Origin of the sequence: Pseudoalteromonas nanhaiensis (assembly GCF_051235485.1) — a bacterium.
In the GTDB taxonomy this organism is placed as follows: Bacteria; Pseudomonadota; Gammaproteobacteria; order Enterobacterales; family Alteromonadaceae; genus Pseudoalteromonas; species Pseudoalteromonas lipolytica_C.
In genome coordinates, this window is record NZ_JBPNYQ010000019.1 from 48,500 (window position 1) to 63,622 (window position 15,123).

13 protein-coding genes and 2 tRNA genes are annotated in these 15,123 nt (G+C 40.0%); 10 read left to right on the forward strand and 5 right to left on the reverse strand.

Translation table 11 applies throughout. The features are described 5' to 3' along the window. Positions 1–137 precede the first annotated feature (137 nt). Positions 138–2,486, reverse strand: a complete 2,349-nt coding sequence (locus ACSFVZ_RS15395; RefSeq protein ID WP_435559176.1) for a DNA polymerase II — start codon at positions 2,484–2,486, stop codon at positions 138–140. Between the two features lie 150 nt (positions 2,487–2,636). On the opposite strand from ACSFVZ_RS15395, the gene dinG reads away from it, so the two are divergent. From dinG to ACSFVZ_RS15435, 8 genes are all read left to right on the forward strand, one after another. Continuing rightward, positions 2,637–4,712, forward strand: coding sequence for an ATP-dependent DNA helicase DinG (gene dinG / locus ACSFVZ_RS15400; protein WP_435559177.1), 2,076 nt, complete (start codon positions 2,637–2,639; stop codon positions 4,710–4,712). Beyond that, positions 4,712–5,488, forward strand: a complete 777-nt coding sequence (locus tag ACSFVZ_RS15405) for a TSUP family transporter (RefSeq protein ID WP_435559178.1) — start codon at positions 4,712–4,714, stop codon at positions 5,486–5,488. Before dinG ends, ACSFVZ_RS15405 begins: the two co-directional genes overlap by 1 nt. Next, positions 5,489–6,097 (forward strand): primosomal replication protein, encoded by a 609-nt coding sequence (locus ACSFVZ_RS15410; protein WP_435559179.1) that lies wholly within the window; start codon positions 5,489–5,491, stop codon positions 6,095–6,097. It abuts the gene before it with no gap. Next, positions 6,094–6,987, forward strand: coding sequence for a histone deacetylase family protein (locus tag ACSFVZ_RS15415; protein WP_253039719.1), 894 nt, complete (start codon positions 6,094–6,096; stop codon positions 6,985–6,987). Before ACSFVZ_RS15410 ends, ACSFVZ_RS15415 begins: the two co-directional genes overlap by 4 nt. A gap of 47 nt (positions 6,988–7,034) precedes the next feature. Further along, on the forward strand, positions 7,035–7,313 hold the full coding sequence (locus ACSFVZ_RS15420; protein WP_135925378.1) for a late competence development ComFB family protein: 279 nt from the start codon (positions 7,035–7,037) through the stop codon (positions 7,311–7,313). Further along, positions 7,303–7,461, forward strand: a complete 159-nt coding sequence (locus ACSFVZ_RS15425; protein ID WP_135925381.1) for a DUF2496 domain-containing protein — start codon at positions 7,303–7,305, stop codon at positions 7,459–7,461. The genes ACSFVZ_RS15420 and ACSFVZ_RS15425 overlap by 11 nt, the downstream gene beginning before the upstream one ends. 72 nt (positions 7,462–7,533) lie before the next feature. Continuing rightward, positions 7,534–8,421, forward strand: coding sequence for a DMT family transporter (locus ACSFVZ_RS15430; RefSeq protein ID WP_138558017.1), 888 nt, complete (start codon positions 7,534–7,536; stop codon positions 8,419–8,421). 231 nt (positions 8,422–8,652) lie between these two features. Beyond that, positions 8,653–8,895 (forward strand): hypothetical protein, encoded by a 243-nt coding sequence (locus ACSFVZ_RS15435; RefSeq protein ID WP_058583760.1) that lies wholly within the window; start codon positions 8,653–8,655, stop codon positions 8,893–8,895. Between the two features lie 15 nt (positions 8,896–8,910). Here ACSFVZ_RS15435 and ACSFVZ_RS15440 read toward each other — a convergent pair whose 3' ends face one another. The 4 genes from ACSFVZ_RS15440 to ACSFVZ_RS15455 are packed head-to-tail and all read right to left on the reverse strand — an operon-like array spanning position 8,911 to position 13,872. Next, positions 8,911–9,567: a tRNA (adenine(22)-N(1))-methyltransferase gene (locus ACSFVZ_RS15440; RefSeq protein WP_435559180.1), complete on the reverse strand. Its 657-nt coding sequence runs from the start codon at positions 9,565–9,567 to the stop codon at positions 8,911–8,913. Continuing rightward, complete coding sequence (locus tag ACSFVZ_RS15445) at positions 9,567–10,496, reverse strand: class I SAM-dependent methyltransferase (RefSeq protein ID WP_435559191.1); 930 nt, start codon at positions 10,494–10,496, stop codon at positions 9,567–9,569. The genes ACSFVZ_RS15440 and ACSFVZ_RS15445 overlap by 1 nt, the downstream gene beginning before the upstream one ends. A gap of 5 nt (positions 10,497–10,501) precedes the next feature. Further along, on the reverse strand, positions 10,502–12,496 hold the full coding sequence (gene uvrB, locus ACSFVZ_RS15450) for an excinuclease ABC subunit UvrB (RefSeq protein WP_435559181.1): 1,995 nt from the start codon (positions 12,494–12,496) through the stop codon (positions 10,502–10,504). Continuing rightward, positions 12,493–13,872 (reverse strand): MATE family efflux transporter, encoded by a 1,380-nt coding sequence (locus ACSFVZ_RS15455; protein WP_138558020.1) that lies wholly within the window; start codon positions 13,870–13,872, stop codon positions 12,493–12,495. The genes uvrB and ACSFVZ_RS15455 overlap by 4 nt, the downstream gene beginning before the upstream one ends. A gap of 1,066 nt (positions 13,873–14,938) precedes the next feature. Here ACSFVZ_RS15455 and ACSFVZ_RS15460 point away from each other — a divergent pair. Beyond that, positions 14,939–15,015, forward strand: a tRNA-Asn gene (locus ACSFVZ_RS15460). Between the two features lie 29 nt (positions 15,016–15,044). Next, a tRNA-Asn gene (locus tag ACSFVZ_RS15465) sits at positions 15,045–15,121 on the forward strand. Positions 15,122–15,123 lie beyond the last annotated feature (2 nt).

Consider the following 15,123-nt stretch of genomic DNA (forward strand, 5'->3'; position numbering starts at 1 on the left):
ATATCCAGAGATTTGTTTATAAAAAATTAATAAAAAACCACAAATGAAACCAAACTTTAATCTATCGCGCAAAATTCGTACAAAGACATCTCTAGCTAAAACCCTTAAAAATAGGGACAAAAAGCAATGTTCAGACCTTAAAACATTCGAATTTGCTTATTATTTCCAAATGAAACAATAGTACCCAAATCTGCAACTATCATTTCAGCTATTGGCAACAATTGCTTATTAACATAAACACCATAATCGTAATGATGTTTACCTGTGTAGTACTCAGCGCCACAATCGGTGTACACATATTCAATTATTTGCCCACGCTTGAAGCTAACAGTAGGATTTTTAACTATATATTGCTTAGCTGCTTTAACATGAGGAGGGATATTTTTTTGATAGTCTGTCAAATGCTGCCCTAATCGTTTACGGTAGACTAGCATTGAGTCAAATTCACCTGCATAAAGCTTTTTGACATAATTATCAAATACTTGGATTATTAAATCCTGACTATTCTGTTCACTAAATAAAATTTTGAAAAGCTCTCTTTGAAATTGATGAGCCAATTCAGTCCAATCACTTCTAACTGTTTCCATTCCTTTAAAAACAAGTTCGCTAATTCCATCTTTAACCACATTTCCGACATATCGCTTTTTAGAACCCGTTGTTTTTCCTCTAATCGTGGGCATAAAAAAAGGGCTATAGTGGATTTCGAACTCAATTTCTAAAAAACTGTCTATTTTATAATGTTGTTGTAACTCGTGCTGCCAACGTATGTTTATTTTTCTTGCCAGTTCCGTACCGATTTCATTACAGTCTTGAGGATTCAGCTCATCAACTAATTTCACAAATGTCGAGTCAGTATCGCCATAAATTACTTCATAACCCCATTCTTCAATCCACTGCTTGGTAGTTTGCATTATTTCATGACCACGCAGAGTGATTGAACTAGACAAGCGTGGATCATAAAAGCGGCACCCTTTTGAACCTAACACTCCATATAAACTATTCATAATGATCTTAATCGCCTGCGAGAGCATAGGTTGGTCATTATCTTTGGCGACCTGTCTTTTAGCAGCGAGCTCTCGAATCAGTTCAGGTAAGTGATGTTCGGTTCGTGAAAATAGCGCTTGATTAAAACCCTCTATTGCATTTTCTGGACTTTTTAAACCCTCAATCAAGCCAAGTGGATCTATACAAAATGTTCTCATTATCGATGGATACAGGCTTTTGTAATCGAGCACGAGTATATTTCTATAAAGCCCTGGTTGTGATGACATAACATAGCCACCGGGGCTATCAAATGTTAGGCCATGATCCCCCAAATTGGGAGCTACATAGCCACTTCTATGTAATAAAGGTAGGTAGAGGTTAGTGAAAGCGGCAACAGATCCCCCCATTCTTTCAAGCTCTAAACCTGTTAACTGACTTCGTACAACTGCAAAATCGAGTAACCTAAGCTTTTCAAAAATACGCAGTACTAAAATGCAATCTTGTCTGTTGTAACTCGCAAGTGAAAGTTTATCTTCATTAAACTGACGAATGATCTCAGCAAGACGGTCGTCGGTGCTAATCAGTTTATCTTCGCCAAGCTCAATGCTTGCTACATTGGCAAGACTGAAGTTATCGCAATGATAGGTTGCATTTTTTAAGGTATCGATACCATCAATCACAACCCGACCAGGTATAGTTAAGCGGGTAAAGCTACCAACTCTCAACTGCATTTTTTCTTTATTGCGCCCTAAAGGTAACTCAACCCCAAGCGCTTCAGCACGTGCATGTAATACAGTAAAATCAAACTCAATGACATTCCAACCTATAATCACATCTGGATCTATAGTTTGAATAAGCGAGCAAAGGTGGTCTAGTAAATCAATTTCATCAACACACCATTGAATGCTAAATGGCAATTCACTGGTATCTTGTGGCTGTCCTATCATTAACACCATATCGATGTTTTCGCCCACTAAGCCAACTGAAAATAGTACTCCCTCACCATTACATTCAATATCGAGTGACAAGCTTGAGAATCGAGGCATAAACTCGCTATTTTTTTTGAATCTAGCATCAGTTAATACTGGATATGGGTGGCTTTTAATTAAACGACCTTTGGCCCAAACAGATCCTCTGATAAAGCGCTCCATTAAAAACCTATCGACTGGGCGGATATCATCTTCATAGACTTTTATATGCTGTGCTTTGAGTCGTTTAGCTGCGTTGTAATAATGTTTCAATGAAGAGAAATAACAAGAAACCACTTGTTGCTGCATGAAGCTTTTAAGCTTCACATGCTTAATTTCGCAGATGATCCCATACTCGTTGAACACGCTTCTTGCAGCGTCTAATTGTGATTTATTAATAAAAAACACAGCGTGTTGTAAAGAGCTAATTAGCTTTACAGGCCCCTGCTGAGATAATATCCACACCACAATAGAAATGCCTTTAGCGCTATCATAGCATTGGGTGGAAAGAATAAAGCCAGAAACTAACTGCATGTTATTAGACCTTTTTTCGGAAATTTAGGCATTTTAGTTAAACAAAGCTAAGTGGATTAGCTAATTAAAGTAACAAGTCGCTTGTAGTTGCCCAGTTAAATCTCTAAAATTCATTACTGTAATTATATACATACTTTAGGTTATCTGGGCATGCTTTCTGACTCTTTAAAAAAAACAATTCGGCAAATTCATAAGCATGTTGCTGATAACCTCACCGATTACCGCCCTAGAAGTAGTCAAAACTATTTAGTTGCCGAAATAGCAAAAACGCTGGCTGGCGAGTACCATAAAAGCCAACGCATCTGTGTTATTGAAGCTGGTACAGGAACCGGCAAGTCGCTTGCTTATTGTTTAGGTGCATTGCCTTTGGCGATGGCCAAAAAAAAGAAATTAGTGATTTCGACGGCCACCGTTGCCCTACAAGAGCAGTTAATCAATAAAGAGCTGCCGTTTTTTAAAGAACACTCAGGCCTTGATATTAAGTTTGATTTAGTGAAAGGCCGACAGCGCTATATATGTGCGCAAAAACTCAGTGCGGCAGTAAATGGCGATAGCCAAACGCAAATGGAGTTTATGCCGACCCTATCATCGCCGCTCTCAGATATGGAAACCAAATGCTTAAAGCAACTTTATGATGCTTACTCAAAAAAGCAATGGCAAGGTGATCGAGATAGTTGGGCTGATACTATCCCCGATAAAGTTTGGAATTTAATAGCCTGCGATAAGCACTCATGCCAACGACAAATGCGTGCTCATCAGCTGTGCCCTTTTCATATGGCGCGTCAGCGTCTTATGCAAATGGATGTGTTGGTGATCAACCATTCTTTACTGCTGGCTGATCTAGACCTCGGTGGTGGTAAGATTCTTCCCGAGCCTGACGATACTATTTACGTAATTGACGAAGCACACCATTTAGCTCACATCACCCGAGACTTCTCATCTGCAGCAGCAACAATCAAAGGCACCATAGATTGGCTCGACAAGCTTGTTAAATTTGCTGGTAAAATGGCAAATGTATTAGTAGGACAAAAAGCAATTGGGCAAAATTTTAAGCTGAGTGACAGTATCAATGATGCTGCAAAAAACTTAAAAGTCGTACGTGATATTCTTGATAATGCGGATTTTAGCTACAACAGTGATGATACCTATCGTTTTGAGCACGGTGAGATCCCTGCATCTTTACATGCTAAAGCAAAAGATATCAGCGATGCCACTCTTGATGCTCTAAGAGCACTAAACAAAATGCACGATACCTTGGTACAAGACGTAAGCGATGGCGATATAAAACCTTATGTAGCTGATCCTATCTTGGCTGAAAGTGGTCATTACATTAACCGTCTAGAGTTATTAAACAAATTGTGGTTTAGTTATGCAACAAAAGGCGAAGGTATTCCCCATGCTCGATGGATCAAACGCCTAGAGTATAAGAACCATCACGACCACTTACTCAGTGATTGCCCTATTGAAGTTGGCTATTACTTAAAAGATAAATTATGGAATCAATGTGCTGGTGCTGTGCTTTGTTCAGCTACTTTAACTGCACTTGGCTCATTTGATCATTTTGCTTATGAATGCGGCCTAGCCAAAGAAGAAGGCGTCAAATACATCAAAGTTCCCTCGCCGTTTGATTATCCTAAACAAGCAACACTGCATATTCCTGCAAGCCACATCGAGCCAACAGATAAAGCCTTTAGTGATCACTTGGCTGAACAATTACCTAAGTTTCTTGATGATAAAAAAGCTAATTTAGTGTTGTTTGCTTCTTATTGGCAGATGGATCACGTAGTAAAAGCACTGCGCAGCAAAGGAATTGACGTATTAGTTCAGGGTGAAATGTCTCGAGAAGCATTATTGAAAAAGCATAAAGCGAATGTTGACTTAGGTCGCGCAAGCTACTTATTTGGCACACAAAGCCTATCAGAAGGTCTAGATTTACCGGGTAAATACTTAGAAAACCTCGTCATTACAAAGATTCCGTTCGCGGTGCCTACCTCACCTATAGAAGAAGCGCAGGCTGAATTTGTGCAAAGTAAGGGGGGGAATCCATTTTTGTCTATTACTGTACCTGATGCAGCAAAGAAATTAGTACAGAGCTGTGGTAGACTACTTCGAAAAGAGAATGATCAAGGACGAATTATTATTCTTGATCGCCGTTTAGTGACCAAACGATATGGCAAAGCCATGCTCGATACCTTGCCACCCTTTAAAAGACAAATTGATTATTAATGTTTGAATTAGCTTTAGATCCAACAACATGGGCACTCCTTTGCGCAGTAGCGCTGGCTGCAGGCTTTATTGATGCCATTGCTGGCGGTGGCGGCATGCTAACTGTACCAGCCTTATTGACAGCCGGTTTACCACCGCATCTCACTCTAGGGACCAATAAACTTGCAGCCAGTTTTGGCTCATTAACTGCAAGTGTGACATATTTTCGGAAAAAGTTATTTAACCCCCGGTTTTGGGCTGCGTCTATTTTAGCAACTGCCTTAGGGGCACTTGTAGGTACATTAGTTGTAGATTACTTGAGTATTGAGTTTTTAAATAAATTACTACCGGTGGTGATTATTTTAGTGGCTTGTTACAGTCTCTTTGGCAGTTTAAGTACGACAGAGCATAACGAATTGCCTGAGCTTGATAGCAAAACCAAAATTAAACAATGGCTACAAGGGCTGGGCCTTGGTTTTTTTGATGGTTTAGCAGGCCCTGGTACTGGCACCTTTTGGACTGCCTCAAATAGCCTATTATACAAGATGAGCTTATTGCTAAATTGTGGGCTTGCTCGCTCAATGAACTTTGTTTCGAACTTTATTTCATTGATCACCTTTGTTGCGCTGGGCCATGTTAACTTTTTGCTTGGTATAACAATGGGCTTTTTCTTGATGTTAGGTGCCTGGTTAGGTGCGCATTCAGCAATTAAATTTGGTAGTAAAATGATCCGCCCAGTATTTAATACTGTGGTTATAGTGTTAGCATTAAAGTTAATCTATGAGGCTTATTTGTAAATGCATTCTCCTGCTTTTGACAAACTATGCGAGCAAATATCTAGGCTTAAACATCAAGCAAGCCAATTTGATAACGGCAACCTATTTGCTAAAAATCGCTACATGCAGGCACAACCAAGTTTGTTTGATAAGGCGGTATTTGCGACTAAAAGTATGAAACTTGCAGATTATGTAGCTGAAATAGAAGAAGAGTTAGCTAACCTGCCCCCAACAGAACATCGTCACGCTTACCAATATGCTTTAGAGCGAATTGCACAGCAAGTTCAGGCTGTTTTTAATGTTATAAAATCAACACCTGTGTGGGCAAAAGAGAACAAATACAGTTTTAAACCCAAGAGCAAGCCACAAATATATAAACAAGCAGTTAAAAAGATCATGCAGTCTTCACATGAACTTTACGATGAGCTCAAGCAAAACCATGAGTTTGAGCGCCGCTTAGTTTTAATGATTGAAGAAAGAAAGCTTAAACTTGATGCAGCTAGCCCAGCAAAGGCCACTGAAATAAATAAAGAGATCTTAGCTTTACACGCTCGTTTGGGTCGCTGTCGAAAAGCAATTTCAGCCACTGAAGATAAAATTCAACAAGTAGAAAAACAGCAGCTGAGATAATGTTTTACTACCACCCAAGTTATTCAGCGTTAGCTTTACCCGAGTGTCACCGCTTTCCGATTGAAAAATATCGCATGTTAAGGCAGCTTGTTAGCGACTTTATTGATGAACAGCACTTCATTACCCCACAAAAAACCACTCGCACGCAGCTTGCTCTATGCCATGACCCTGATTATGTCGACGCTTTTTTAACAGGTAGCCTTGACAGCAAAGCGATAAAAAAAATGGGCTTTCCTTGGTCTGAAGCCTTAGTCGAACGAACACTCTATTCTGTCGGTGCAAGTATTCAAGGTGCTGAATTTGCACTACAACAAGGTGCTGCATTTAACTTAAGTGGCGGTTATCACCATGCTTTTACGAGCTATGGTAGTGGTTTTTGTATTTTTAATGACTTAGCAATAGCCGCAGCACACTTAATTGAGAGCGAACAAGCCGATACCGTATTAATCTTTGACTGTGACGTTCACCAAGGTGATGGCACAGCCGAAGTGACACAAGCACACCCTCAAATCATTAGCTGCTCTATTCATTGCCAGCAAAACTTTCCGCGTATCAAGCAGCAATCAAATTACGACTTTGCTTTAGAGCATGGCACCTCAGATGCTGAATACCTTGAGACAGTAAATCAAGCATTAGCCTTAACAATTAGACTCCACCAGCCTGATATCATTTTGTACAACGCCGGCGCAGATATCGCAACGGATGATGAGTTAGGACACTTTCAAGTCAGTTTAGAGGGCGTGTATCAACGTGACCATTTAGTATTAAGCCAAGCAAAGGAAGCAAAAATCCCACTCTTTGCAGCCATGGGCGGTGGCTATCAACGAAATGTAAGCCGTTTGGTTGATGTTCATGGTCAGCTTTTTAGAGCCGCTGTCGATTTATTCTAAGGCTTGGTATACACTTAAATATGACTTTTCTACTAGGTTGTTGGTATATGAAATTGCATGATGACATCCACAATTACTATGAAAAACTTGTTATTGAAGATATCGCTAAGCGCAAGTTAGATTCGTTGTATAATGATGATATTATGGCGGATTTATGCTGTACCGTACTTAATCAATTACCTGCTCGCTATATTCGCTATGACGTTGATATGGAATTTTATTTACCACAAACAGAGCGAATAAAAATGGAGCAACGCGTACAAACAGCTATCGATGTAGCCATCAGCCAAGTTGCGAAAAAAAAGGAATTACAGAATGAGCAGTGACTTAGAAAATGCTCCTGACTACATAAAAATCGCTGTTGATCTCATTATGCTCTTAGAGCAAAACGATGTGCCTGCCGAAGACGTTTTAGCAGCATTAGAAATCGTTAAATCTGACTTCGAAAAAAAACTTCCACAATCAACTGATTAATAGTCCGAAAATGGCGAGTATTGGGGCATAAATTTGTTATGCTCAGGTTTTAAAAATTAAGAATGTAAAACCATGTCATTGCCAAGTTTATTACGCCTGTTCATCCTTGCTGCTATTTGGGGCGCTTCCTTCTTATTTATGCGCATGGCAGCTAATAGCTTAGGCCCTGCGGTATTAATTGAGCTAAGAGTTGGCTTTGCAGCAATAACACTGTTTATTTTTGCGCTGTACTTACGCAAGAAACTGGCTTTCGCGACTCACAAAAAGCATTTTTTCATTATTGGTGCGCTTAATTCCGCCATTCCCTTTTTATTGTTTGCTTATGCAGCACAAACAATTAACGCTTCAACCTTATCAATATTAAACTCAACAACCCCAATTTGGGGTGCCATCGTCGGTATTATTTGGAGCAAAACTAAACCCACTAAAAGTATGCTGCTAGGCTTGCTGTTAGGTTTAACGGGCGTGGCCATTTTAGTGGGGCAAAATAGTCTCACTATCGACAGCCAAGCCATTACGGCAATTGTTGCTGCGCTGTGTGCTTCACTCAGTTATGCCATTGCATCCCATTACACCAAACATGCACCAAAGTTGTCTGCTTTTGATAACGCGCATGGCAGTATGTGGGCGGCAAGTATTATGGTACTCCCGCTTATTTTTATTATTCCTGCCAGAGAAATGCCAAGTAACGAAGTTATGCTTGGTGTAGTAGCACTCGGTGTGCTGTGTACTGCTGTAGCATATATCCTGTTTTTCCGTTTGATTGATGATATTGGCCCAACCTCAGCACTGACTGTTACCTTTTTGATTCCACTATTTGGCATAATATGGGGTAATCTAATTTTAGATGAACAAATTGGGCCGAATACCTTAGTTGGCGCACTGTGTGTTATAGCAGGCACCATGCTGGTCACTGGCTTTATCCGTATCAAGCCGTTTTTAAAACGAAACACCTTGTAACAGAATGCAAATTGCATTTTTAAATACAACCTATACTCTATTATACCAATTCGCTTAATTAAGTAGTCTATTTTGAGGCAATAAAACCTCGTTGATAACAAGGCAAAAATTTCGTTATTTAGTTGTTCTAAATGAGAAATTTTTAACGCAGTTAGCGACAGGTTTAATCACTCAAAATGATTAAGTATTATAGTGAATTGGTATTGGGTACTAAAAAGGAAGGAGAAGTGTATGTCAGGTACTACCATGGTGGTGTTAATTGTGCTGATATCTGTGGGATCTGGGGTGATTTATGATATGTATAAAAAGCACCTCGAATTCAAATCACGCACCTTAAAAAATTCAAAAGAAGCGAACGAGCATGTAGCAGAAGTGACAAAAGAGCTGCAAGAGTTAAGAGAACGTGTGCAAACGCTCGAAGCCATTGTCACCGATTCAAGCTACAACGTAAAACAAGAGATTAATAAACTTTAATTAAGTTAGCTCTAATTAAGATAATAATGCACTGTATTGATCAAGCACTGGCTGATAATAATCGGCGTCTTGATTCAACATGCGTTGGTAATGAGCACATAATTGCTTTACATAAGCTTGGTGCTCTTTACTTGTTAGTTGCCACATTTGCTGTCCAATGCGGGTGATGAGCTGCGATGATGACGCACTCATTACGATGATTTCGTAAAAGCGTTTATTTTCACAAACCAACTGCTCAGACACGAGCCCTAATTGTAGTGTTTGTAAATAACTGCGAACGTGATAACTGTGATGTACAGGGCAAACAATAAAGTCGATGTTAGTATTTGGGTTTTGACTAACAATCTTAGCTAAAAACTGTACTAACAGCTCTCCCCCTACTCCTGCAATAATAACTAGGTGGCGTTTTTGTGGGTCTGGTGTAATCGCTGCAACATCTTGGCAATGCACCTGCCAGCGTCCGCGTTGCTCTTCGTTGCAAAAGCGATCTAGTTTATCATTTAGTGCCTGCATTAACTCAGGCACTATATCAACGAAATGTATTAACTGTGCTTTATCTTGCTGTAAAAGCTCAATCCCTAACAAACCGTGGTCGCAGCAGCAGTCCCAGATTTCGTCATAACCTGAATCAACTACATCAACGATGGCTGATAGTCGTTTACTCAGTGCCATTAGTTTGCTGTTTTATAAACTAAAGCTTTTAGACTACGATCACTGTCTACTTCAACAAAGCCATCGGTAGCTGCGAGTCGCTCAACAAAGCTAATTGCCCCTTGTGTATGATCGCTAATTAGATCTTTAAACGCCTGCTCTGAAAGCTCAGGACTATTCGCACACAGTAGTAATTGGGTGTTTTCATTTAATAGCTCGGGTAAACGACGCAGAATTTTTTGATAATCCTTGGTCAATATAAAGCTGCCTTTTTGAAAGCTAGGTGGATCAACGATGATCAATTCATACGGCGCAGATTTCTTTAGCTTACCGAATGACTTTAAAATATCGTGAGGGAAATAACTAACACCTTGCTCAAAACCATTTAACTGATGATTTTGTTTACCCGTTCGAAGCACACCTTTATTCATATCCATATTAATAACTTGGTCAGCACCACCTTGCATTGCTGCAACAGAAAAACCACAAGTATATGAAAACAGGTTGAGCACTTTTGCGTTTTTACTATTGGCTTGAACAAACTCTCTGCCACGGCGCATATCAGGGAAAATTCCCGTGTTTTGGCGACTCAGTAAATCAACTTTAAACTTAATGCCATTTTCACTGACAAGGTGTTCTTGTGGTAATTCGCCAAACATTAGCGCATTACGGGTATTAATCCCGCTACGTTGCTGGTATACCAATGCAGTAACAAGTTCAGGCGCGTTCTCTTGCGCCCATTGCCATAGGGTATCTGTTAATTGCGCAAGTGCTTGTTCTTCAATTTCTTCATATGAAACTAAAAAGAGTGCGGGCGGATAAAAATCCAAATTAATGTGGCTCAGCTCAGCCACTGAGTGGCCACGGCCATGAAATACACGGCATAATTCATTAGCAGCAAGTGGCGCCTCTGCTAATGCATTTAAAATGGCAGAAAAATCGTTTGTCATCATCTTTAGTTAATTAACTGTTGTTGTAATTCGTGAATTTCATCACGGACAGACGCCGCTTTTTCAAACTCAAGATCGCTAGCATAAGCATGCATTTTCGCTTCAAGGGTTTTGATTTGGCTAGCAATATCTTTCGCGCTGAGCACTTTCTTAGACTCTTTACGCACCAATTTAAGATTATCTTTAGGACTTGCATCTTCACCCACATCCATAATATCGGTGATACTTTTCACCAGTGCTTGCGGCTCAATACCGTGCTCAAGGTTATAAGCTTGTTGCTTTTCGCGGCGGCGATCTGTTTCGTCAATGGCTTGTCGCATAGAATTAGTAATGCGGTCGCCATACAAAATCGCTTTACCATTTAAGTGACGAGCAGCACGACCTATGGTTTGAATAAGCGAACGAGTCGAACGTAAGAAACCTTCTTTATCGGCATCAAGTATCGCAACCAGTGAAACCTCTGGCATGTCGAGCCCTTCTCGTAATAAGTTAATGCCCACTAACACATCAAATACACCAGCACGCAAATCGCGGATAATTTCGACCCGTTCAACGGTGTCGATATCTGAGTGCAAGTAACGCACTTTTACATCATGGTCGTTGAGATAATCGGTTAGATCTTCTGCCATACGCTTAGTTAAAGTGGTTACAAGTACCCGCTCGTTCACTTCAACTCGTTTATAGATTTCTGAGAGTAAGTCATCAACCTGGGTGCCCACAGGGCGAACTTCAATTTCTGGGTCAATAAGCCCGGTTGGACGAATAACCTGCTCGGCAACCTCCCCTGATGAGCGCTCAAGCTCAAAGTCACCAGGTGTTGCCGACACATAAATAGTTTGCGGCGCAATGGCTTCAAATTCTTCAAAACGTAATGGCCGGTTATCTAATGCTGATGGCAAGCGAAAGCCATACTCAACAAGATTTTCTTTACGGCTTCTGTCACCTTTGTACATAGCGCCAATTTGCGATACGGTAACGTGTGATTCATCAATAATCATCAATGCATCATCAGGTAAGTAATCTAATAATGTCGGAGGTGGATCGCCTGGTGTTCTACCTGATAAGTAACGCGAGTAGTTTTCAATGCCTGAGCAATAACCAAGCTCGGTCATCATTTCAATATCGTACTGGGTGCGCTGAGCAATACGCTGCTCTTCCACAAGTTTGTTGGCACTAAGTAGCTGAGCTCGGCGGTCTTTCAACTCATCTTTAATTTTATCAATGGCATCAAGAATTTTTTCACGGGGAGTTACATAGTGAGTTTTCGGGTAAATAGTTGCGCGCACAATGTGCTTTTCAACAGCCCCCGTAAGCGGATCAAAAATACTTAATCGCTCAATTTCATCGTCAAACATTTCCACACGAACGGCATAAGTATCCGATTCAGCCGGAAATATATCAACTACTTCACCACGTACACGGTACGTACCACGGCTAAATTCAATATCGTTTCGTGTATATTGCAGCTCAGCAAGACGACGCAGCATATCGCGCTGATCAACGGTTTCACCCACTTTCAGCAATAGCATCATCTTCATATATGAGTCAGGGTCGCCCAAACCATAAATAGCAGATACCGAGGCCACAATTATTGTATCGCGTCTTTCTAAAAGCGCTTTGGTAGCACTTAAGCGCATCTGCTCAATGTGCTCATTGATAGACGCATCTTTTTCTATAAAAGTATCACTGGCAACAACATAAGCTTCTGGCTGGTAATAGTCGTAATAAGATACAAAATACTCAACCGCGTTATGCGGGAAAAACTCTTTCATTTCGCCATAAAGCTGTGCAGCGAGTGTTTTATTGTGTGCCATGATAATGGTTGGGCGATTCAAATCATTAATAATATTGGCCATGGTGAAGGTTTTACCCGTCCCTGTAGCCCCTAATAATGTTTGATGAGCAAGCCCAGCCTCAAGGCCATCTTTTAACTGTGCTATCGCCGTTGGTTGGTCACCACTTGGCTTAAATTTAGAAACTAGTTGGAAATGGTCGCTCATGAATGACACTCCTTCATATATGACTCACTTAACCCATCAACTTCTTTGATGAACCATTTATAGGCTACCACTGCCGTAAATAAATTACCGATGGCTGCACCAATAAAGAGTCCTTTTAAACCGGCAATTTCACTGCCAACATAAGCAAAAGGTACATAAAAAACAAACAGACGAACCACACTTAAAATCAGTGCATTCATTGGCTTATGCAGGGCATTAAATGAAGAGTTAGATAAGATAATTATTCCTTGCAGACCATAACTTAGCGGCAAAATATAAATGAATAGCTTAATCACATCCATTACTGCTTGCTCTTTACCAAATACATCAGCGATAAAACCAGAGGTTAACAGCAGTAAAATATAAATAGCGAACTGCCAAATCATCACAAACTTTAAAGTTTTTGTGTAGGCTTCTTTGACACGTTCAAACTTACCTGCCCCAAAGTTTTGACTAACAAATGGCGGCAAGGTCATCGACAAAGCAAGTACTACAAGGCTTGCAATAGATTCAATTCGGCTTCCTACACCAAACGCCGCGACGGCTTCAGGACCATGTTTAGCCACTAATGCTGTCATGACAGCCATTGCAATTGGCGTTAACATATTTGCGCCAGCCGCAGGTAAACCAATTTTTAGGACTTTTCGAATTGAGCTCAATGGCGTTTGCGAACCAGCATGCAAACTTAACAACCCATTCTTAACAGCAAGAATATAAAGGATGATAATTACTGCCACTGCCCAAGCTATGACACTTGCGATGGCTGCACCTTGAATTCCTAAAGCGGGGATAGGCCCAAAGCCAAAAATAAGCATAGGGTCTAAAATGGCATTAATGAGCCCCGCCCCACCCATTACTATGCTCGGTGTTTTAGTATCGCCACTGGCACGTAGCACAGAGTTTCCGACCATTGGGGTAATTAAAAAAACACTGCCTAAAAACCACACACTCATGTAATCATGGATCAAAGGCAGTACTAACTCCCCAGCCCCAAGTAATTTAAAAATAGGTTCGATAAATACATAACCGACAACCGATAAAGAAAACACCATAACAACAGCGACAAGTAATGACATACTTGCATCAAAGCGCGCCTCGTCTAGCTTGTCGCTGCCAAGTGCTTTTGCAATAACTGCTGAAGTGCCTATTCCTAAACCGATAGCAAGGCTGATAACGGTAAACGTCACGGGAAACGTAAAACTCACCGCAGCGAGAGGTTCAGTTCCAAGTAAACTGATGAAAAAGGTATCTACCAAATTAAACATCATTAGTGTAATCATTCCAAAAATCATCGGAATGGTCATTTTCTTTAAGGTCGGCAGAATGGGAGAGTTTAAAAGATCAGGTTTAGATTTGCTCTGCGGTGTCACGCTCATAAGAATATTTTGCCTCTTTATCTTAGCTTGTAAGTTTAAAGCATCCTCGCCTTGCAAGCTATGCTTTATTAAAAGAAACAAACGAGATAGATAAAACTCCTTATTTTGATGCTTTCATTGATAAATAGTGACTAACCCCTATAAAAAACAAAATACAAACATCATTAATATCTTTATTACAATTAAAAGGCAGATATCGCTGTTTTTTTACACACTAAATACTGTTGTTTCATCGTCACAAATAATTTTACTAATCAATTCAGCATGGCTTCAGGTAAAAATATTAACCCACTGATTTAATTAGATTTAAAAAAACTGAATTAAATACTTGAAATTGCTACAGCGCCCTATATTTCTGGCATCAACGCTGTTCTTAAAGTTTCATAAACAGAGTTATCCACAGAAATCGTGGATAACTCTCTGTAAGCCGCAAATATAAAGGCTTTTAACAGCTATCGATCTTTGAGTTAAGCTTAAAGACTGAAGTGTATTATTTTAAGCCTTTTAATTGTTCCGCAATAGAAATCAGCAAAAATTTCTACAGCCTGAACCAAAAATGAAAACAACAAACAAGGATGCAGTAGCTTTTTTTCAAACTAAACAACTGATTTAAATGATTAAAAAAACACCAACTAAGCTTTGTTAAACTGCCGTATTTATTTATTGGCAAAAAAACCTATCGTTTCTGTGAGATAAATACAGCTAAAAAATACGACTCGATACAGTTACAAACATACCGGTGTTTAAAAATTCAGTACTGTCGTTTTGTGATAAATACAAATACTAGATAAGTAATTATTTTCTCCGTTAAATTGTAAAAAACATCTTAACTAATACTTTTTTGACGTTTAAAACCACAAGCCCGCTCAAAAAAAATGCAATGATAGCGTTTTAGCGACATAAAACTTTAACTGAATGGCGCTATCCAACATGATTTCAAGCCATATTTTGCTCAGATCGAACATAAAAACATCGAATAAGCTTCTTTTTTGAATTTATGAAGTTTTTATGTTGACACTTTGCAATGCTGTCATTAATATTTCGCCCCGTTGAAAGGCATGACGCTTCCCCCTTAGCTCAGTTGGTTAGAGCGACGGACTGTTAATCCGCAGGTCCCCCGTTCGAGTCGGGGAGGGGGAGCCAAATCATAGCACCACACTACTCTATTTAGTTCCCCCTTAGCTCAGTTGGTTAGAGCGACGGACTGTTAATCCGCAGGTCCCCCGTTCGAGTCGGGGAGGGGGAGCCAAC